Origin of the sequence: Aeromicrobium sp. (genome assembly GCF_047606445.1) — a bacterium.
Lineage (GTDB): Bacteria > Actinomycetota > Actinomycetes > Propionibacteriales > Nocardioidaceae > Aeromicrobium.
The window spans coordinates 20461-39308 of sequence record NZ_JASGEK010000018.1; the positions used below are offsets into that span (position 1 = coordinate 20461).

The following is an 18848-nucleotide window of genomic DNA, read 5'->3' on the forward strand; positions in this document are numbered from 1 at the left end:
CCCCTCGCCGTCGTCGGTCGTTCCTGTCGTCGCAGGGCCTACCATGGACCGAAGATATGACTGAACCCGCCACCGAGCACCCCGCTCACACGTTCACCGTGCCCAGCAGCGTCGACGCCGTCGCGCTCTTCGGTCCGGGCGACGAGTTCCTCCGGCTGATCGAACGCGACTTCGAAGCCGACGTCCATGTGCGCGGCGACCGCGTCAGCGTCACCGGAGCGCCGTCCGAGGTCGCCCTCGTCGAACGGCTCCTCGACGAGCTCGTCGCCATCGTGCGCACCGGCCAGGGCCTGACCCGCGAGACCGTCGAGCGCAGCGTCGGCATGCTCCGCGCCGAGACGCAGGAGCGGCCCGCCGAGGTGCTGAGCCTCAACATCCTGTCCAACCGGGGGCGCACGATCCGCCCCAAGACGCTCAACCAGAAGCGGTACGTCGACGCCATCGACGCGCACACCATCGTCTTCGGCATCGGCCCGGCCGGCACCGGCAAGACCTATCTCGCGATGGCCAAGGCCGTGCAGGCGTTGCAGTCCAAAGAGGTCAGCCGCATCATCCTCACCCGTCCGGCCGTCGAGGCCGGAGAGCGGCTCGGCTACCTGCCCGGCACCCTCAGCGAGAAGATCGACCCGTATTTGCGTCCCCTCTACGACGCCCTGCACGACATGATCGACCCCGAGACGATCCCCAAGCTCTTGACTAGCGGGGTCATCGAGGTCGCGCCCCTGGCGTATATGCGGGGACGGACCTTGAACGACGCGTTCATCATCCTCGACGAGGCGCAGAACACCACAGCCGAGCAGATGAAGATGTTCCTGACCCGGCTCGGCTTCGGCTCGAAGATCGTCGTCACCGGCGACGTCACCCAGGTCGACCTGCCGGCCGGACAGCGGTCCGGGCTGCGGGTCGTGCAGGACATCCTCGGCGACGTCGACGACATCCACTTCTCGCGGCTCAGCTCCCGCGACGTCGTGCGGCACCGTCTCGTCGGCAAGATCGTCGCCGCCTACGACCATTTCGACGCGGGCGCGAACCAGTCCGCGGGACGGGGGAGCCGTGAGCGTCGAGGTTCTTGACGAGTCCGGTGCGGGCGTCGACGTCGTCCGGCTGACCCGTCTGTCGCGGTTCGTGCTGCGACGCATGCGGCTGCACCCGTCCACCGAGCTGACCGTGCGGCTGGTCGAGCCCGACACCATCGCCATGCTCAACGAGCAGTGGATGGGCAAGAAGGGCCCCACCGACGTGCTCTCCTTCCCGATGGACGAGCTGACGCCCGGCGACCAGGTCGAGGAGGGCTACCTCGGCGACATCGCGCTCTGTCCGCAGGTCGCCGCGCAGCAGGCCCCGGCCGCCGGGCACGAGACCATCGACGAGATCGACCTGCTGCTCGCCCACGGCATCCTCCACCTCCTCGGCTACGACCACGCCGAGCCCGAGGAGCACCGGGAGATGTTCGGGCTGCAGGGCCGCCTGCTGCTCGAATGGCAACGATTCCTGCTCGGCGTCGACCCGGAAGACGCCTGATGCCCGACCCCGTCAGTTGGACGCCCGTGGTGGCAGCGGTGCTGCTCGCCTTCGTCGCGGGCCTGTTCGCCGGCGTGGAGGCGGCGCTGTCGTCGTTCTCCCGCGCCCGCGCCGAGGAGCTGCACGACGAGGGGCAGGCGGGCGCCGCGCGACTGCTGAAGATCCTCGACGACCCCGCGCCCTACGTCAACAGCGTCACCCTGCTGCGGGTGCTCGCCGAGACCGCCGCCGTCGTGCTCGCCGCCCTGTTCGTCGCGCGCGAGGTCGACGGGCTCTGGCGGCAGTTCCTCGTCGCCACGCTCGTCATGGGCCTGGTCAGCTTCGTGTTCATCGGCGTCGGCCCGCGCACGCTCGGCCGTCAGCGCGCCGAGCAGGTCGCGGTGCTCTCGGCACTCCCGGTGACCGTGCTCGAATGGGTGCTCGGCCCGATCCCCCGACTGCTCATCCTCATCGGCAACGCGCTGACCCCGGGTCGCGGTTTCAGCGAGGGTCCGTTCGCCTCCGAGGTCGAGGTGCGCGAGATGGTCGACCTGGCCGCCGCCTCCTCGTTGATCGAGAGCGACGAGTCCAAGATGATCCAGTCGGTCTTCGAGCTGGGCGACACGATCGTGCGAGAGGTGATGGTGCCGCGCACCGACGTGGTGTCCGTCGAGCGGACCAAGACGCTGCGGCAGGCGATGGCGCTGTGCCTGCGGAGCGGCTACTCGCGGCTGCCGGTGGTCGAGGAGAACCTCGACGACGTGGTCGGCATGGTCTACCTCAAAGACCTCACCCGCCGTGTCTTCGACCATCACGGCGCCGAGCAGGTCGAGCGGGTCGCCACGATCATGCGGCCGTGCCTGTTCGTCCCCGACACCAAGCCCGCCGACGGCTTGATGAGGCAGATGCAGGCCGCCCGCACGCATGTGGCCATCGTCGTCGACGAGTTCGGCGGCACGGCGGGACTGGTCACCATCGAGGACCTCCTGGAGGAGATCGTCGGCGAGATCACCGACGAGTACGACTCCGATCCCGACGAGGCCGAGCAGCTGGCCGACGGGTCGTGGCGGATCAGCGTGCGCTGCGACCTCGACGACCTCGCCGAGCTGACCGGGGTCGAGATCGACGACGAGGAGCTGGACACCGTCGGCGGCCTGCTCGCCAAGCACCTCGGCCAGGTGCCGCTGCCCGGCTCCGAGGCCGAGGCGTCGGGGCTGCGGCTCGTGGCCGAGGGCGCCTCGGGACGTCGCAACAAGGTCGGCCATGTGCGCGTGTGGCGCCTGGGCGCCCCCGACGAGTCGGTAGCCTCGGGCGCATGAGCATTGAGTTGGAGCCCGAGGACGCCAAGCTGGTGACGCTGGCCCGCGCCGCCCGCGCCCGTACCAACACGCGTCAGGGGGCGGCGGTGCGCGACCTCGACGGCCGCACCTACGCGGCGGCGACGGTCTGGCTGGAGTCGCTGTCGGTCAACGCGCTCGACCTCGCCGTCGCGATGGCCGTGTCGTCGGGCGCGAAGGGTCTGGAGGCGGCCGCCGTCGTCGGCCCGGAGGACCGGGTGATCGGCCTCGACGCGATGCGCGACCTGGGCGGCGAGGGGCTGCCGGTCTACGCCGCCGAGCCCGACGGCACGGTCCGCACGGTCAAGCACACCTGATGACCGCCTTCCGTTCCGGTTTCGCCTGTTTCGTCGGCCGCCCGAACGCGGGCAAGTCGACGCTGACCAACGCGCTCGTCGGCGACAAGATCGCCATCACGTCGTCCAAGCCGCAGACCACGCGGCACGCGATCCGGGGTCTGGTGCACACCGAGGACGCCCAGCTGATCCTGGTCGACACGCCGGGCCTGCACCGGCCGCGCACGGTGCTGGGGGAGCGGCTGAACGACCTCGTCCGCTCCACCTGGGCCGACGTCGACACGGTCGCGATGTGCCTGCCGGCCGACCAACGGGTCGGTCCCGGCGACAAGTTCCTCGTCAAGGAGCTGGCGCAGCTGCGCAGGAAGCCGATCCTCGCGGTGGCGACGAAGACCGACCTGGTCTCGCCGACGCGGCTGGCCCGGCATCTGATGGACGTCCAGAAGGCGGGCGACGAGGCGGGCGTCCGCTGGGCCGAGATCGTCCCGGTCAGCGCGACGGCGGGCGACCAGGTCGAGCTGCTGCGCGACCTGCTGATCCAGACCTTGCCGGAGGGCCAGCCGCTCTACCCGGACGGCCAGCTCACCGACGAGCCCGCCGAGACGCTCATCGCCGAGGTCGTGCGCGAGGCCGCGTTGGAGGGCGTGCGCGACGAGTTGCCGCACTCGCTCGCGGTCGTCGTCGAGGAGGTCGTGCCGCGCGAGGACCGTCCGGCGAACAAGCCGCTGACCGACGTGCGCGTGAACGTCTACGTCGAGCGCGACAGTCAGAAGGGCATCGTCATCGGCCACAGGGGCACGCGCCTGCGCGAGATCGGCGCGGCCTCCCGCCGCCAGATCGAGAAGATCCTCGGCACCCCCGTCTACCTCGACCTGCACGTCAAGGTCGCCAAAGACTGGCAGCGCGACCCCAAACAACTCCGCAAGCTCGGCTTCTGACGGGTCACCTTTTCTCCAGATTTGCTGACTTATCCACCGTTCGCCACCGGGCAAACGGTGGATAAGTCAGCAAATCTGGGAAGAAATGACCCAAAATGGCGCACATCTGGGAAGAGCGCTACCCCATGAGGGTCGCGGCGAGGGTGGCGCCCAGGGTGTGGGCGCGGTCGGTCTCGGGGGCGGCGACGTCGCCGAGGACGGTCAGGTGGTCGGCGGCCCGGCGCCAGCCGAGGGCTCCGACGATGGACTCGACCGAGCGCACCGCGCCGGTGGTGTCGTAGCGACCGTGGACCCACAGGCCCCACGGCTTCTTCGTGCCCGACGAGGAGGCCGAGCCGCCGCTGCCGTCGTCGGCGAGCGCGCCGCCGGCCTGCAGGAAGATCGTGTCGAAGAAATGCTTGAGCGCGCCGCTCATATAGCCGAAGTTGGCGGGCGTGCCGAGCAGGTAGCCGTCGGCGGCGAGCACGTCCTCGGCGTTCGCCTCCAACGCCTCCCGCACCACGACCTCGACGCCCTCGATCGCGTCGTCGCGGGCCCCCGCGACCACGGCGTCGGCCAACCGGCGCACAGTCGGTGTGGGGGCGTGCTGGACGACGAGCAAGTGGCGAGACACAGAACTCATGCTGCTACGCTAACCCGGTGACGTTCTTCGGGAGCCTCCTTCTTAGCTGCCGCGGCGAATCTGATTAGGTCGGACACCTCGCCGCGGAGTCTCGCACGGCCGACCGCGAATCCGCTTCACCCACGAGGAATCCCGACATGAAGAACAACGCCGTCTCGCCGCAGACCCCCTCCCCGATGCCGTTCGGGCGCTACCAGGCCTTCCCGCCGATCGACCTGCCCGACCGCACCTGGCCGGCGAAGACCATCACGAAGGCCCCCCGCTGGCTGTCGACCGACCTGCGCGACGGGAACCAGGCGCTCATCGACCCGATGACCCCGGTTCGCAAGCGCCGCATGTTCGACCTGCTGGTCAAGATGGGCTACCAGGAGATCGAGATCGGCTTCCCGGCCGCCTCCGAGACCGAGTTCGCGTTCATCCGGTCGCTGATCGAAGAGGACCTGATCCCCGACAACGTCACCGTCTCGGTGCTGACGCAGGCCCGTGAGGACCTGATCGAGCGCACCACGCAGTCGCTGGCCGGGGCCAAGCGCGCCAACATCCACCTGTACAACGCGGTCGCGCCGCTGTTCCGCCGCGTCGTCTTCAACGCCTCGGTCGACGAGGTGCGCGCCATCGCCACCCGCGGCACCGAGATGGTCATGAAGTACGCCGAGCAGAACATGGGCGACACCGAGTTCGGCTACCAGTACAGCCCGGAGATCTTCACCGGCGCCGAGCTGGAGGTCTCGCTGGAGGTCTGCGAGGCGGTCATGGACGTCTGGCAGCCGGGCGAGGGCCGCGAGATCATCCTCAACCTGCCCGCCACCGTCGAGATGGCCACGCCGAACGTCTACGCCGACCAGATCGAGTGGTTCGGCCGGAACATCAGCCGCCGCGAGCACGTCGCGATCAGCCTGCACCCGCACAACGACCGGGGCACCGCCGTCGCGGCGACGGAGTTGGGCGTCATGGCCGGCGCCGACCGCGTCGAGGGCTGCCTGTTCGGCCACGGCGAGCGCACCGGCAACGTCGACCTGGTCACGCTGGGCATGAACTTGTTCAGCCAGGGGATCGACCCGCAGATCGACTTCTCCGACATCGACGAGGTGCGCCGCACGGTCGAGTACTGCACCAATCTGCCGGTCCACCCGCGTCACCCGTACGCGGGCGACCTGGTCTACACGGCCTTCTCCGGCTCGCACCAGGACGCCATCAAGAAGGGCCTGGAGGATCTCGACCGCCAGGCCGCCGAGCAGGGCGTGCCGGTCTCCGAGATCGCCTGGGAGGCCCCCTACCTGCCGATCGACCCGCACGACGTCGGCCGCACCTACGAGGCCGTCATCCGGGTCAACAGCCAGTCCGGCAAGGGCGGCGTCGCCTACATCATGAAGGCCGAGCACCAGCTGGACCTGCCGCGCCGCCTGCAGATCGAGTTCAGCCGGGTCGTCCAGCAGATGTCCGAGGGCGAGGCGGGCGAGATCGACGCCGACGCCATCTGGGAGGCCTTCCGCGCCGAGTACCTGGAGAGCGAGGAGCCGTACCAGCTGAACGCCTTCAGCTCGACCACCTCGGCCGACGGCCACGACCAACAGATCGTCGACCTGGTGGTGCGCGGCGAGGCGCGCTCGTTCAAGGGCGAGGGCAACGGTCCGGTCGACGCCTTCGTCGACGGCATGCGCCAGGCCGGCTCCGACATCCGCGTGCTCGACTACAGCGAGCACGCCCTGTCGGCCGGCGGCGACGCGCTGGCGGCGGCTTACGTCGAGTGCGAGATCGCCGGCGAGATCGTGTGGGGTGTCGGCATCGACCCCAACATCGTGCGCGCCTCGCTGAGGGCGGTCGTCTCGGCCGCCAACCGCGCCGAGGCGGTCACCATCCCGAAGGCTTGATCGGCTGACCCGAGACCGCCAAGCGGTAGGGTCGGGCGCAGGACATCAGGAGGGGCGGCGAATGACGTCAGCGGCCATCACCATCGAGCACCTGACCAAGCGCTACGGCGACGTGGCTGCGGTGGACGACCTGTCCTTCACCGTCGCGCCGGGGCGGGTCACCGGCTTCCTCGGCCCCAACGGGGCGGGCAAGACCACGACCCTGCGCATGCTGCTCGGGCTGGTCGCGCCGACCTCGGGCCGCGCGCTCGTCGGGGAGAAGCCCTACGCCCAGATCCGGCGTCCGGCCCAGCTCGTCGGCGCGGCGCTGGAGGCGTCGAGCTTCCACCCCGGCCGGTCCGGGCTGAACCACCTGCGCACCCTCGCGCCGCAGGCGGGCGTCTCGGACGACCGCTGCCACGAGTTGATGGAGTTCGTCGGGCTGGCCGACGCGAAGAAGCGCCGCGTCGGCCAGTACTCGACGGGCATGCGCCAGCGGCTCGGCCTCGCCACGGCGCTGCTCGCCGACCCCTCGGTCGTGATCCTCGACGAGCCCGCCAACGGCCTCGACCCGCAAGGCATCGCCTGGCTGCGCGGGCTACTGCGCTCGCTCGCCGACGAGGGGCGCACCGTGCTCGTGTCGAGCCATGTGCTCGCCGAGGTGCAGCAGTCGGTCGACGACGTGGTCGTCATCGGCCGGGGACGCCTCCTGCACGCCTCGACCCTGGAGGGGCTGGAGGCGCTGGCCTCCCGGCAGGTGCTGCTGCGCACCGCCGACTACCGCGCCACCGAACGGCTGATCCGGGAGCGGGGCTGGCGGTCTCAGGCGCACCCCGGCCACCACGTGATCCTCGACGTCGACGCCGCCGAGATCGGCGCCGCGCTCTTCCTCGCCGCCATCGAGGTGCATCAGCTCGCCGACGTCGGACGCGACCTGGAGACGGTGTTCTTGCGGCTCACCGGCAGCGCCACCGCGCCTCCGCCCGGACCGCCGAAGGAAGGGGAGGCGTCATGACCGCCGCGCTGATCGCCGAGTACCGCAAACTCGTCAGCACCCGCATGTGGTGGCTGCTGCTGATCGTCATGGCCGCGTATCTGGCCTTCCTCGCCGCGATGATGGGCCTCACCACCGCCTTGGCGCAGAGCGGCGACATCGAGGGGGCCGTGCCGATCCCCGGGGCTGAGGGCGCTCGTTCGGTGTACGCGCTGACCAACCCGATGGGCTATGCCTTCGCGCTCGTCATCGGCAGCCTCGCGGTCACCGCGGAGTTCCGCCACCAGACCATCACCGGCACGCTGCTCGTGGAGCCGCGCCGGTCGGTGACGGTCCTCGCGAAGGTGCTCGCCTGTGTGCCCGTCGGCTTGTTCTACGGACTCGTCGCCACGCTGGTGGTGGTGGTCGTCGGGGCGCCGGTGCTGGCCTTCCTGGGCGACGGCGCGTTCCTGGGCGAGGGGGAGACGATCAAGCTGTTGCTGATGTCGGTGGTCGTGCTGGCGCTGTGGACCGTCATGGGCGTCTGCTTCGGCACGCTGGTCTCGAACCAGGTCGCGGCCATCGTGACGCTGCTGGCGTTCACCCAGTTCGTCGAGCCGGTCGCCCGCCTGGCGCTCGCCGCCTTCGACGCGACCCAGGGCGTGGCCGCCTACCTGCCGGGCGCGGCCGCCGACGCGGTCCTCGGCACGAGCTTCTTCGGCACGACGGGCCTGGGTGTCGACCTGTTGCCCCGCTGGGCGGGCGTGCTGCTCATGCTCGCCTACTGCGCCGTCTTCGCCCTGCTCGGCCGGCTCACCACCTTCCGCCGTGACATCGGCTGAGAGGTGCCTGAGAGATATCGGTGTGGCGTGACTCACTGAGGCATCCCTTCGTTTGCTAGGACATGAGCCATTTCATCTCTCGGGGAACGGGTCGCCTGGTCGCGGCCATCGCAGGCGCCGTGCTCGGCGTCGCCTATGGCGTGGTCGGTCTGTCGACCACGGCGCAGGCGGCGAGCTGGACCGACGCCGACAGCGCACGCATCCATCCGGGCGTCCAGATGTACACGAACGGAAGCCAGTGCACGGCGAACTTCGTCTTCAGCGACGCCGCAGGCAACACTTACGTCGGCTACGCCGCGCACTGCGCGGGGCTCGGCGAGGCCACCGACACCAACGGTTGCGAGGCGGGTGCGCTGCCGCTCGGCACACGGGTCGACTTCGTCGAGGGCGGCTCGCTGCTCGGCGGGGGACGGAGCGTCGGCAGCGGAAAGCTCGCCTACTCGTCCTGGCGGACGATGCAGCAGCGCGGCGAGGGCGACGCGGACGTCTGCGCCTACAACGACTTCGCGCTGGTCAAGGTCGACGCGGCCTCGGTCGGAGACGTCAACCCGTCGGTGCCGTTCTGGGGCGGTCCGGTCGCGGTGAGCCCCGGCGAGGCGGGTTCCACCGTCTTCTCCTACGGCAACTCCAGCCTCCGAGCGGGCGTCGAGGCGCTGTCGCCGAAGCTCGGAACGAGCCTCGGCGAGGTCGGCGGCGGCTGGTCGCACACCGTCTACACCGCCACGCCGGGCGTTCCGGGCGACTCCGGCTCGGGTTTCCTCGACGGCCAGGGTCGCGCGCTCGGCACTCTGTCGACCCTCGCGCTGGCCCCGACGCCGTTGAGCAACGGCGTCGGCGACCTCGCCTCCGAGCTGGCCTACGCCCAGGCCCACTCGGGCATCGCCGGCCTGAAACTGGTCCCCGGCACGGAGCCGTTCGTCGGCTGACACGCCTGGCTGAGCGCTGGGAGGTAGCTCAGCAACCTCACGAACCTGCCAGAGGTAGCTCAGCAACCTCATCCGATGACGGATAGGTTGCTGAGCTACCTTTCGAGCCGGGGAGAGGTTGCTGAGGTACCTCCCCGGCGTCCGGTCAGTTCGCGTGGAGGGCGGCGTTCAGCTCGATGCCGACCTGCTCGCCGCGCGGGCGGGCCTCCAGCGTGCCGGTCTCGGAGTTCAGCAGGAACAGGATGTTGTCCTGGCCGGAGACCTCAGCGGCCTTGACGACCTTCCCGTCGGGCAGCGTCACCTTCGAGCCCGCGGTCACATAGCAGCCGGCCGCCACGACGCAGTTGTCGCCGAGGCTGATCCCGATGCCGGAGTTCGCGCCGAGCAGGCAGTTCTCACCGACGCTGATGACCTCTTTGCCGCCGCCGGACAGGGTGCCCATGATGGACGCGCCGCCGCCGACGTCGCTGCCGTCGCCGACCACGACGCCCGCCGAGATCCGGCCCTCGACCATCGCCGTGCCGAGCGTGCCTGCGTTGAAGTTGACGAAGCCCTCGTGCATGACGGTCGTGCCCTCGCCGAGGTGCGCGCCGAGCCGGACCCGGTCGGCGTCGGCGATGCGCACACCCGACGGCACGACGTAGTCGGTCATGCGCGGGAACTTGTCGACGCTGGTCACCGCGAGGTGCAGGCCCTGGGCGCGGGCCCGCGCGCGGGCGGCGTTCAACTCGTCGACGGCGACCGGTCCGAGCGAGGTCCACGCGACGTTCGTCAGCAGGCCGAAGACGCCGTCGAGGCTCTGCCCGTGCGGCGCGACGAGGCGGTGCGACAGCAGGTGGAGACGCAGGTAGGCGTCGTAGGCGTCGGTCGGCGCCTGGCCGAGGTCGTCGACGACCGTGCGCACGACGACGGTCCGCACGGCGCGCACCGCGTCCTCGCGCTCGGCGGCGGTCAGCGCCTCCGGCTCGTGGTCGTGCTCGCCGGGCGCGCCGAGGCGCGGCTCCGGGTACCAGACGTCGAGGACCGTGCCGTCCTCGGTGAGGGTGGCCAGGCCGAATCCGTGTGCTCCAGGGTGCTCCGTCGTCATGAGGGCCACGCTACCGAGTCGGCGCCTCGGCCTCAGCGCGTGCCGCCGAAGTCGTGTTGCCGCCAGGCCTCGTAGACGGCGACGGAGGCGCAGTTGGCGAGGTTCATGGAGCGTCGGCCGGACTGCATCGGCAGCCGGAGCTGGTCGGTGACCGCCGGATGGGACAGGTGCTCTTCGGACAGTCCCGTCGGCTCGGGGCCGAACATCAGCACGTCGCCCTCGGCGTACTCGACCTCGGTGTAGAGGCGGGTCGCCTGCGTGGTGAAGGCGAACACGCGAGCTGGTTCCAGCGCCTGCATCGCGGCGTCGAGGTCGTCGTGCACGGTGACGACGGCGAGGTCGTGGTAGTCGAGCCCGGCGCGGCGCAGTTTGCTGTCCTCGAAGTCGAACAGCGGGGCGACGACGTGCAGATGCGCGCCGGTCGCGGCGGCCAGCCGGATGGCCGAGCCGGTGTTGCCCGCGATGCGCGGCTCGATGAAACAGATCGCGAACACGCTCCGCAGCCTAGCCCCCTATGATCCGACCATGACTGCTCCGACGCGTGTGCGTCTCACCCAGGTGTACTCCTCCAGCCCCGAGGAGGTCTTCGACAAGCTCGCCGAGCACGAGAACCTCGGCCCGGTCCTCGGCGCGAACATCAAGCGGCTCAAAGACGGCGACACCGAGCGCAACGGCGTCGGCTCGGCCCGCACGGTCAAGATCGGCCCGCTGCCGGGCTTCGTCGAGACCACCGTGACCGCCGACCGGCCGACGCTCATCGAGTACCAGATCACGCAGGGCTCGCCCCTGCGCGGCCACTGGGGCCGCCAGGAGCTCGCCGCCACCGCCGACGGCGGCACCCGCCTCGACTACACGATCGGCTTCGACGCCGCGGTGCCCGGCCTCGCCCCGGTCGTGGCCAAGATCCTCACGGTCGTGATCGGCAAGGGCCTGCCCAAGCTCTGCCCCTGAGGGCTTAGCCTGGAGCCCGCACTCGCCGGTGTGGTGGAACTGGTAGACACGCAGGATTTAGGTTCCTGTGTCCTCGGACGTGCAGGTTCAAATCCTGTCACCGGCACTCCCGCAGGGCGGTGAGTTTCCACGTTTCAGCTTCGTCGGTGGCTCACCCACCCTGCGAGCGTTCATGCGGTGGATAACTCACCGACCGCGCGGCAAAGGTGGACAACTCACCGCCTCAGGGGGAGGGGTCAGTCGAGGCCGAGGTCGCGGCGGAGCTTGGCGACGTGGCCCGTGGCCTTGACGTTGTAGGCGGCGTGGGTGATCGTGCCCTCGGGGTCGACGACGAAGGTCGAGCGGATGACGCCCTCGACGACCTTGCCGTAGAGCTTCTTCTCGCCGAAGGCCCCGTACGCGAGCAGGACCTCCTTCTCCGGGTCGGAGGCCAGCGTGATCGTCAGGCCGTCGCGCTCACGGAACTCGGCCAGCTTCTCGGGCGTGTCGGGCGAGACGCCGACCACCGTGTAGCCCTGGGCGTTCAGCCGGTCGATGGAGTCGCTGAAGTCGCAGGCCTGCTTCGCGCACCCCGGCGTCATCGCCGCAGGGTAGAAGTAGACGATGACATTCCGACCGCGCAAGTCGGACAGGGTCACCGTCTCGCCGGTGTCGGTGGGCAGGGTGAAATCGGGCGCCGTGTCGCCGGGCTGCAATCGTGTCGTCATGGGCTCTATCCTTGCCCAAGACGGGTACTCCGGCTCGTCTGGGTGGACAGGAGCAGAACGTGGCGCGTGAGACCGACGACTTGGTGGCCCAGATCGATCAGGTGCGGGAGAACTTGGCCGCCACCATCGACGAGCTGATCGACCGGACCAGCCCGAAGACCATCATGCGGCGCAACGTCGAGGCGGTGAAGGCGCGCTTCGTCGACGAGAACGGCTCGCCCCGCCCCGAGACCATCGTGCCGATCGTCGCCGCAGTCGCCGGCACCATCGCCGCGGCCGTCGTGGTGCGGCGGCTGATGCGCTGATGAGCGGCCGGCTGCCGGTCTGCGCAGGCCGTCGGCTCGCCGGAGCCGGGTCGTGCGTCGGGGAAGGTCGGACCGGCCCGCGCCTGTGAACGAACGGCTCACCACCTTGCGACGCCGCTGGCGGCTGATCCTGCGGCTCAGCGTCTCCACGGCCGCCGCCTACGCCGTCGCCCTGCACGCGCTGGGCCACCCGCAGCCGTTCTTCGCGCCCGTCGCGGCCGTCATCGTCATCATCGCCGGGGTCGGCCAGCGCTCGCGCACGATGATCGAGCTGGTGGTGGGCGTCGCGGTCGGGGTGTTCGTCGGCGAGCTGCTCATCCTCGCGATCGGGCACGGAGCGTGGCAGATGGCGGTGATCGTCGCGCTGACGGTCGTCGTCGCGACCCTGGTCGGTTTGAAGGGCCTCGCCCTCACCCAGGCGGCCAACTCCGGCGTGTTGCTCGCGGCGGTCCTGCCGGTGGCCGGGGGCGGCGACCCCGCGCTGACCCGGTTCCTCGACGCCCTCGTCGGCGGACTGTGCGGGCTGGCGATGGTCTTGCTGCTGCCGCGCGATCCCGTGCGCGACGTCAACCGGCAGGTGCAGCGTCTGCTCGACCTGATGGCCGAGGTGCTCGACCGGGTCGCGCGGTCGATGCGCACCGGCGACCCGGCGCTCTGCGAGGTCGCGCTCGGCCAGGCACGGGACTCGCAGCCGCTGATGGACACGGTCTCGGCGACCGCGCTCAACGTCGAGGAGATCGCCCGCATGTCGCCGATGCGGTGGCGGCAGCGCGAGGAGTTGCAGCGGTTCGTCGGCTCGGTGCGCGACCTCGACAACGCCATCCGCGACACCCGGGTCCTCGCCCGCCGGGTCGCGGCGATGCTGCGTTTCGCCGAGTCGGCGCCGCCGGAGATGGAGGTAGCGATCCGGCGGCTCGCCGGGGCGGTGCGGCTGTACGCCGAGGCGCTGTCGAGCCAGGGCAGTTTCCTCGAAGCGCGGGACGAGGTGGTCGAGGCGGCCCGCATCGCCATCACCTGCCTGTCCGGCGAGATGACGATCAACGCCGCCGCCATCGGCGCCCAGGTCCGTTCGCTCGCCGCCGACCTGCTCGCCGCCAGCGGGGTCGGCCGCGACGAGTTCGCCGACCTGCTCGCCTTCGACTGAGCCCTGATCCACCGGTGAACGTGGCGGGTTGAGCGTGCCGTAGGGCGAGAACGCCCTTGTGGCTGGGAGGATCCGGCGTGCTCAAGACTCGTTCGTCGGCTCACGAAGGTCACCTCGTAAGCGAAAGCATCGCACACGGTCGAGGCGAAGTTCGACGACCCGAATCTGGTGGGTTCGGCGGGTCTGGACGACCTCGTCGCGACCTATGTCGAAGTGGAGCGTCCCAACCCGGCGGCGACGACCACCTCGATTCCGGCGGGGATGCCGCCATTTTATCCGAACGCATGTTCGAGTGCAAGGGTTCGAGCCAGATTTCTCAGGAGTCGTGGGATGAGCAAGAGGGGGCTCCCCATGGGGAGCCCCCTCTTGCTGGTGGTGTGTCAGGCGTTGCCGTGGCGGCGTCGCCGGTGGATGAGGCCGGTTCCGGCGAGGGCGGCCAGCGCGCCGAACACGGCGTCCGATCCGGTGCCCGACCGCCTGATCGCGCCGCTATCCCGGTGGAAAAACTGGAGGGTGACGCTCAGGCCGGCCGACGTGGAAGGTGTGCGGCTGGTCCGGCGCTGGTCCTGACGGTCGGAGCCGTCGCAGAGTTCAGGGCGTGCCAGGTCCGTCGCCGACGAGGCTTCTCCGCGCTCTACTCGCTCCGATTTGCCCCCGCCCCCGCCGATATGGCATAGCGGGCCGTCCCGTAGGCTTGACCGGGTGTCGGGACGCCTGTCCCGGCGCTGATCCATTCCTACTATCCACCCATCGGAGCCCGACGGCTATGACTTCTGGTATCGCAACGCCTGCCACCGCCCCGCAGGTTGCGGTCAACGACATCGGCAACGAGGAAGACTTCCTCGCCGCCATCGACAAGACCATCAAGTACTTCAACGACGGCGACATCGTCGACGGCACGATCGTCAAGGTCGACCGCGACGAGGTCCTGCTCGACATCGGCTACAAGACCGAGGGCGTCATCCCCTCGCGCGAGTTGAGCATCAAGCACGACGTCGACCCCAACGAGGTCGTCGCCGTCGGCGACGCCGTCGAGGCCCTCGTCCTCCAGAAGGAGGACAAGGAAGGCCGTCTGATCCTGTCCAAGAAGCGCGCCCAGTACGAGCGCGCCTGGGGCGACATCGAGAAGATCAAGGACGAGGACGGCGTCGTCGAGGGCACCGTCATCGAGGTCGTCAAGGGCGGCCTCATCATGGACATCGGCCTGCGCGGCTTCCTGCCCGCGTCGCTGGTGGAGATGCGCCGCGTCCGCGACCTCGACCCGTACATCGGTCAGAAGCTCGAGGCCAAGATCATCGAGCTCGACAAGAACCGCAACAACGTGGTCCTGTCGCGTCGCGCCTGGCTGGAGCAGACCCAGTCGGCGGTCCGCCAGAAGTTCCTCGACGAGCTCAAGAAGGGCCAGGTCCGCAAGGGCGTCATCAGCTCGATCGTCAACTTCGGCGCCTTCGTCGACCTCGGCGGCGTCGACGGCCTGGTGCATGTCTCGGAGCTGTCCTGGAAGCACATCGACCACCCGAACGAGGTCGTGGCCGTGGGCGACGAGGTCACCGTCGAGGTGCTCGACGTCGACCTCGACCGCGAGCGTGTCTCGCTGTCGCTCAAGGCGACGCAGGAGGACCCTTGGCAGCACTTCGCCCGGGTCCACCAGATCGGTCAGATCGTGCCGGGCAAGGTCACCAAGCTCGTCCCGTTCGGCGCGTTCGTGCGCGTCGAGGAGGGCATCGAGGGCCTGGTGCACATCTCGGAGCTGGCCGAGCGCCACGTCGAGATCCCCGAGCAGGTCGTCCAGATCGGCGGCCAGGTCATGGTCAAGATCATCGACATCGACCTGGAGCGTCGTCGCATCTCGCTGTCGCTCAAGCAGGCCAACGAGACGGAGGCCGCCGTCGCCGACGACTTCGACCCGACGCTCTACGGCATGACCTCCTCCTACGACGAGGACGGCAACTACATCTACCCTGACGGCTTCGATCCGGAGACCGGCGAGTGGCAGGAGGGCTTCGAGGACGCCCGTGCCGCGTGGGAGAAGCAGTACGCCGAGGCGCACGAGCGCTGGGAGGCCCACAAGAAGCAGATCGCCGAGGCCGAGAAGGCGAACGTGGAGGCTGGCGAGACCAGCAACTACTCCTCGCAGGCCCCCGAGCCGGACGCCGGTTCGCTGGCCTCCGACGAGGCGCTGCAGGCCCTGCGCGAGAAGCTCACCGGCGGCGAGTGATCCGCTGAGCTAGCCCGTTTCGAGCCCGGTCATCCCCAGGGATGGCCGGGCTCGAACGCGTCTCGGGGGCGGCTGCGGGGGAGCGGGTTCGAGCCGTGGCCGTCTCGGACGACTGTGCGGGCCAGGGAGACGAGCGAGGCGAGGGACAGGGCGGCGAGGACGACGAGAAGAATTGGGCTGTGCCACGTTCGGCAGGCGGTCTCTTTGCGGATTTCAGGCCGCGACTGTGGTCCGAGGGTCGTGGGCTGCCCGGGCCTCCGGCGACCTCCGACCAAGGGTTTAAACGCACGTTAGGATGGACTCATGAGTTTCTCGCGTCCGGGAGCGATCGACCTGTCCGCGTTCGTCCGTCCCACGGCGGGCTCGCCCTCATCGACACCGGCGGGGGAGCCGGGGGGCTCGTGGGTCGTCGACGTGACCGAGCAGGACTTCCAGAAGGTCGCGCTCGAGGCGTCGATGGGCCACCTGGTCGTGCTCAACCTCTGGTCGCCGCGGGCGCCGCAGAGCGCCGAGTTCAACGCCCGGCTGGCCGCCGCCGCGAACGCCTATGACGGGCAGATCCTGTTGGCCCAGGTCGACCTCGACGCGAATCCCGCGATCGGGCAGGCGCTCGGCGCGCAGTCGGTCCCGCTCGTGGTCGGGCTCGTCCAAGGCCAGCCGGTGCCGCTGTTCCAGAGCGTCGTCCCCGACGAGCAGATCCGGGCCTACTTCGACGAGCTGATCCGTCTCGGCGCGCAGCACGGCGTCACCGGTCGCGCGCCCGCCGTCGGCTCCGCGCCCGAGGACGAGGCCGATGACGCGCCCGACCCGCGTTTCGCCGAGGCCGACGCGGCCTTCGCCGCGGGCGACCTGGAGGGCGCGGCCGCCTCGTACGAGCGGCTCGCCGCCCAGCACCCCGGCGACGCCGAGGTCGCCGAGCGCCTCGCCGGAACCCGGCTGATGATCCGGGTCGCGGGAGCCGACCTGAGCCGGGCGCGCGCGGCCGCAGCCGACGCCCCGGGCGACGTCGACGCGCAACTGCTGGTCGCCGACCTCGACGTCAGCGGCGGTCACGTCGACGACGCCTTCGCCCGACTCATCGACCTCGTGCGCCGCACGCGCGAGGACGACCGGGAGCGCGCGCGTGAGCGCCTCCTTGAACTGTTCACCGTCGTCGGCGCGAACGACCCTCGCGTGGCCACCGCTCGCCGCGCCCTCGCCACCGCCTTGTTCTGAGTCGGTCCGCCGCGTGCCGTGGCCCGGTTGTCACCGCCGCGTTATAGGGTCGTCGTCGCGGCCAGCGGGCCGTGGCCGTGCGAGGAGGGTGACGATGCTGCGCAAAGCAGGGGCGGGGCTGCTCGCCGTGGTCGGCGTCGTCACGGCCGTGCTCGGCGTCGGCGTCATGGTCGTGCTCGGCCCCGACGGCCGTTTCACGACCGGCCCGCACCCGATCGACACCGACACCTCCGCGCTGGTCACCACGCCGGGCGTCGTCAAGCACACCGGCGTGCAACTCGACGTGAAGGTCGAGGTGCCCATCGACAAGCCGGTCTTCGTCGGCGTCGGCAACTCCATCGACGTCGAGAACTACGTCGCCGACACAGAACGCCTCGAAGTCGTCTCTTATGAGACGCCGTGGAAGGTCAGCACGACCGAGGTCGAGGGGCAGCCGAATCTGCCGTCGGCACCGACGGCCCTCGACTGGTGGCTCGCCGGACAGGCCGGTCTCGGCGGCGCCACGATCAGCCTGCCGCTGCCCGACGAGCCCGTCTCCGTCGCGGTGCTCTCGGTCGGCTCGACGAACCTCACCGGTCTGGAGGTCACCATCGCCTACGGCGTCAAGGGCGGTTTCGGACGGGGGCTCGGACTGGCGTTGATCGGCGTCGGCCTGTGCTGGGGCGCGCTGCTCGCCTGGCGCGACCGGCTGTGGCGCGAGGACGAGTTCGCCTGGACCGACGTCCGCGACGACGAGGCCGAGGAGGTCTTCGTCTACATCGACGAGGACGGCGTCGAGCACGAGGTCGACCCGGCCGACCTCGACGGCTACGAGCTGGTCGAGGAGGAGGTCCAGCCGCCGCCCGACCCGGACGAGGGGACTGAGGAGTCCGGCGACGAGGAGCCCGTCGTCTATGTGTTCGTCGACGAGGACGGCGTCGAGCGCGAGGTCGACGCCTCGGAGCTGGACGACTACGAGATCGCCGACGAGGAGGACCAGCGATGACGCGTCGGTTCATGGTCGCGCTGCTCGTCTGCCTGACGCTCGTGTCCTGCGCGATCCCGCACGAGCGCGAGGCCGACGAGGGACCGATGACCAAGCTCGCGATCCCCGAGGGCGAGGTCGACGCGGTCTACGAGCAGTATCGCGAGATCTACAACGCGGCGGTCGAGATCGGCGACGGCAAGCCGTTGTCGGTGGTCGAGGGCGGAGCGGTGCTCGACATCGACACCGCTGCGTTCGGCGTCGACGGCGACGACGAGCCCTCCACGTTGAGCGCCGAGCAGGCCGCGATCCCGAGTTTCGACGGCTACCCGTTGTGGTTCGTCGCGCTGGCCTCCGAGGCCGACGAGGAGGGTCGGCGCGTCCAGGTGTTCGCACGCGGCCACTCCGTCGACTCCTGGATGCTCGTGGCGAGCCCGCGCATCGTCGAGGGCGTCGGCCTGCCGGAGCTACGGGTGGCGGGTGAGGCCACAGCGGTCGTCGTTCCGGTCGACGACGGTCGTGGCATGGCCGCCTCCCCTGAGGAGGCGGTGGAGGCCTACGCCGAGCAGCTGTCCCGGCTGCCGGAGGCTCCCGACGGGGGTGACGACTTCGTGCAGCAGATGGCCGATTCCTATCAGCAGAACGCGACCCTCCCCGACGTGGTCTTCACGCAGGAGTGGGCGGCCGACCCGGTCGAGTACGCGGTGCGCACCGCCGACGGCGGCGCCCTCGTGTTCGCGACCTTGCGTCGCACCGACCGCTTCGAGGCGACGTCGGGGAGCAGCGTCACCTGGCCGGCGGGCACCGTGCAGAACGCGCTGGCACCCGAGGGCATCGCCGGGAGCGGCTCGGTCCGCTTCGCCCATCAGGTCTTGCTGAGGATCCCGGCCGGCTCCGGCCAGGTCACCGCCATCGGCCAGTACGGCGGCGTGGTCGGCGTCGACCAGAGCTGAGCGGCCCCGAGCGTGGCAGA

Annotated in this window: 20 protein-coding genes and 1 tRNA gene; 17 read left to right on the top strand and 4 right to left on the bottom strand. The window is 70.1% G+C overall.

The genetic code is table 11. From position 1 onward, the window contains the following. The first annotated feature begins 56 nt into the window (after positions 1-56). The 5 genes from QM621_RS04915 to era are packed head-to-tail and all read left to right on the top strand — an operon-like array spanning position 57 to position 4071. Positions 57-1073, top strand: coding sequence for a PhoH family protein (locus QM621_RS04915; protein WP_414989244.1), 1017 nt, complete (start codon positions 57-59; stop codon positions 1071-1073). Next, positions 1054-1521: an rRNA maturation RNase YbeY gene (ybeY, locus tag QM621_RS04920; RefSeq protein ID WP_414989245.1), complete on the top strand. Its 468-nt coding sequence runs from the start codon at positions 1054-1056 to the stop codon at positions 1519-1521. The genes QM621_RS04915 and ybeY overlap by 20 nt, the downstream gene beginning before the upstream one ends. Continuing rightward, on the top strand, positions 1521-2819 hold the full coding sequence (locus QM621_RS04925) for a hemolysin family protein (RefSeq protein ID WP_414989246.1): 1299 nt from the start codon (positions 1521-1523) through the stop codon (positions 2817-2819). The genes ybeY and QM621_RS04925 overlap by 1 nt, the downstream gene beginning before the upstream one ends. Next, a complete protein-coding gene (locus QM621_RS04930; protein ID WP_414989247.1) occupies positions 2816-3154 on the top strand; it encodes a cytidine deaminase in 339 nt (112 codons plus the stop codon). Before QM621_RS04925 ends, QM621_RS04930 begins: the two co-directional genes overlap by 4 nt. Beyond that, entirely contained in the window at positions 3154-4071 is a 918-nt protein-coding gene (gene era / locus QM621_RS04935) for a GTPase Era (protein WP_414989248.1), read from the top strand. Before QM621_RS04930 ends, era begins: the two co-directional genes overlap by 1 nt. A gap of 118 nt (positions 4072-4189) precedes the next feature. On the opposite strand, the gene QM621_RS04940 is transcribed toward era, so the two are convergent. Beyond that, on the bottom strand, positions 4190-4693 hold the full coding sequence (locus QM621_RS04940; RefSeq protein WP_414989249.1) for a flavodoxin family protein: 504 nt from the start codon (positions 4691-4693) through the stop codon (positions 4190-4192). Positions 4694-4830: 137 nt separating this feature from the next. On the opposite strand from QM621_RS04940, the gene leuA reads away from it, so the two are divergent. From leuA to QM621_RS04960, 4 genes are all read left to right on the top strand, one after another. Further along, on the top strand, positions 4831-6564 hold the full coding sequence (gene leuA / locus QM621_RS04945) for a 2-isopropylmalate synthase (protein WP_414989250.1): 1734 nt from the start codon (positions 4831-4833) through the stop codon (positions 6562-6564). A 61-nt stretch (positions 6565-6625) separates the two neighbouring features. Further along, positions 6626-7558, top strand: coding sequence for an ABC transporter ATP-binding protein (locus QM621_RS04950; RefSeq protein ID WP_414989251.1), 933 nt, complete (start codon positions 6626-6628; stop codon positions 7556-7558). After that, positions 7555-8358 carry an ABC transporter permease gene (locus QM621_RS04955; RefSeq protein ID WP_414989252.1) on the top strand — a complete coding sequence of 268 codons (804 nt, stop codon included), beginning with the start codon at positions 7555-7557 and terminating at the stop codon, positions 8356-8358. Before QM621_RS04950 ends, QM621_RS04955 begins: the two co-directional genes overlap by 4 nt. A 62-nt stretch (positions 8359-8420) precedes the next feature. Continuing rightward, positions 8421-9284, top strand: coding sequence for a hypothetical protein (locus tag QM621_RS04960; protein ID WP_414989253.1), 864 nt, complete (start codon positions 8421-8423; stop codon positions 9282-9284). Between the two features lie 145 nt (positions 9285-9429). Here QM621_RS04960 and dapD read toward each other — a convergent pair whose 3' ends face one another. Together dapD and QM621_RS04970 are read right to left on the bottom strand one after the other, a co-directional pair. Further along, entirely contained in the window at positions 9430-10371 is a 942-nt protein-coding gene (gene dapD / locus QM621_RS04965) for a 2,3,4,5-tetrahydropyridine-2,6-dicarboxylate N-succinyltransferase (protein WP_414989254.1), read from the bottom strand. 32 nt (positions 10372-10403) lie between these two features. Further along, a complete protein-coding gene (locus QM621_RS04970; protein WP_414989255.1) occupies positions 10404-10865 on the bottom strand; it encodes a tRNA (cytidine(34)-2'-O)-methyltransferase in 462 nt (153 codons plus the stop codon). Positions 10866-10896: 31 nt separating this feature from the next. On the opposite strand from QM621_RS04970, the gene QM621_RS04975 reads away from it, so the two are divergent. Together QM621_RS04975 and QM621_RS04980 are read left to right on the top strand one after the other, a co-directional pair. After that, a complete protein-coding gene (locus tag QM621_RS04975) occupies positions 10897-11322 on the top strand; it encodes an SRPBCC family protein (RefSeq protein ID WP_414989256.1) in 426 nt (141 codons plus the stop codon). A 24-nt stretch (positions 11323-11346) separates the two neighbouring features. After that, positions 11347-11428: transfer RNA gene (locus tag QM621_RS04980), tRNA-Leu, on the top strand. 130 nt (positions 11429-11558) lie between these two features. On the opposite strand, the gene bcp is transcribed toward QM621_RS04980, so the two are convergent. Next, the gene (gene bcp / locus QM621_RS04985; protein WP_414989257.1) at positions 11559-12029 is read right to left on the bottom strand and encodes a thioredoxin-dependent thiol peroxidase; all 471 of its coding nucleotides are present in this window, start codon (positions 12027-12029) and stop codon (positions 11559-11561) included. Positions 12030-12088: 59 nt separating this feature from the next. On the opposite strand from bcp, the gene QM621_RS04990 reads away from it, so the two are divergent. From QM621_RS04990 to QM621_RS05015, 6 genes are all read left to right on the top strand, one after another. Continuing rightward, positions 12089-12334 carry a DUF3618 domain-containing protein gene (locus tag QM621_RS04990; protein WP_414989258.1) on the top strand — a complete coding sequence of 82 codons (246 nt, stop codon included), beginning with the start codon at positions 12089-12091 and terminating at the stop codon, positions 12332-12334. Positions 12335-12419: 85 nt separating this feature from the next. Then, a complete protein-coding gene (locus tag QM621_RS04995) occupies positions 12420-13478 on the top strand; it encodes an FUSC family protein (protein WP_414989259.1) in 1059 nt (352 codons plus the stop codon). Between the two features lie 766 nt (positions 13479-14244). After that, a complete protein-coding gene (rpsA, locus tag QM621_RS05000) occupies positions 14245-15696 on the top strand; it encodes a 30S ribosomal protein S1 (RefSeq protein ID WP_414989260.1) in 1452 nt (483 codons plus the stop codon). Positions 15697-15999: 303 nt separating this feature from the next. After that, complete coding sequence (locus QM621_RS05005; protein WP_414989261.1) at positions 16000-16911, top strand: tetratricopeptide repeat protein; 912 nt, start codon at positions 16000-16002, stop codon at positions 16909-16911. Positions 16912-17005: 94 nt separating this feature from the next. Continuing rightward, positions 17006-17896 (top strand): hypothetical protein, encoded by an 891-nt coding sequence (locus tag QM621_RS05010; RefSeq protein ID WP_414989262.1) that lies wholly within the window; start codon positions 17006-17008, stop codon positions 17894-17896. Beyond that, a complete protein-coding gene (locus tag QM621_RS05015; protein ID WP_414989263.1) occupies positions 17893-18828 on the top strand; it encodes a hypothetical protein in 936 nt (311 codons plus the stop codon). The genes QM621_RS05010 and QM621_RS05015 overlap by 4 nt, the downstream gene beginning before the upstream one ends. Positions 18829-18848: the final 20 nt, after the last annotated feature.

What these genes read in the sequence shown, in the direction of transcription:
- QM621_RS04975 (WP_414989256.1), top strand. Translation starts at nt 10,897, where the DNA reads ATGACTGCTCCGACGCGTGTGCGTCTCACCCAGGTGTACTCCTCCAGC.
- QM621_RS04915 (WP_414989244.1), top strand. Translation starts at nt 57, where the DNA reads ATGACTGAACCCGCCACCGAGCACCCCGCTCACACGTTCACCGTGCCC.
- bcp (WP_414989257.1), bottom strand. Translation starts at nt 12,029, where the DNA reads ATGACGACACGATTGCAGCCCGGCGACACGGCGCCCGATTTCACCCTG.
- QM621_RS04960 (WP_414989253.1), top strand. Translation starts at nt 8,421, where the DNA reads ATGAGCCATTTCATCTCTCGGGGAACGGGTCGCCTGGTCGCGGCCATC.
- QM621_RS04930 (WP_414989247.1), top strand. Translation starts at nt 2,816, where the DNA reads ATGAGCATTGAGTTGGAGCCCGAGGACGCCAAGCTGGTGACGCTGGCC.
- QM621_RS05010 (WP_414989262.1), top strand. Translation starts at nt 17,006, where the DNA reads ATGCTGCGCAAAGCAGGGGCGGGGCTGCTCGCCGTGGTCGGCGTCGTC.
- QM621_RS04925 (WP_414989246.1), top strand. Translation starts at nt 1,521, where the DNA reads ATGCCCGACCCCGTCAGTTGGACGCCCGTGGTGGCAGCGGTGCTGCTC.
- QM621_RS04955 (WP_414989252.1), top strand. Translation starts at nt 7,555, where the DNA reads ATGACCGCCGCGCTGATCGCCGAGTACCGCAAACTCGTCAGCACCCGC.
- dapD (WP_414989254.1), bottom strand. Translation starts at nt 10,371, where the DNA reads ATGACGACGGAGCACCCTGGAGCACACGGATTCGGCCTGGCCACCCTC.
- QM621_RS04940 (WP_414989249.1), bottom strand. Translation starts at nt 4,693, where the DNA reads ATGAGTTCTGTGTCTCGCCACTTGCTCGTCGTCCAGCACGCCCCCACA.
- leuA (WP_414989250.1), top strand. Translation starts at nt 4,831, where the DNA reads ATGAAGAACAACGCCGTCTCGCCGCAGACCCCCTCCCCGATGCCGTTC.
- QM621_RS04950 (WP_414989251.1), top strand. Translation starts at nt 6,626, where the DNA reads ATGACGTCAGCGGCCATCACCATCGAGCACCTGACCAAGCGCTACGGC.
- era (WP_414989248.1), top strand. Translation starts at nt 3,154, where the DNA reads ATGACCGCCTTCCGTTCCGGTTTCGCCTGTTTCGTCGGCCGCCCGAAC.
- QM621_RS05005 (WP_414989261.1), top strand. Translation starts at nt 16,000, where the DNA reads ATGAGTTTCTCGCGTCCGGGAGCGATCGACCTGTCCGCGTTCGTCCGT.
- QM621_RS05015 (WP_414989263.1), top strand. Translation starts at nt 17,893, where the DNA reads ATGACGCGTCGGTTCATGGTCGCGCTGCTCGTCTGCCTGACGCTCGTG.
- rpsA (WP_414989260.1), top strand. Translation starts at nt 14,245, where the DNA reads ATGACTTCTGGTATCGCAACGCCTGCCACCGCCCCGCAGGTTGCGGTC.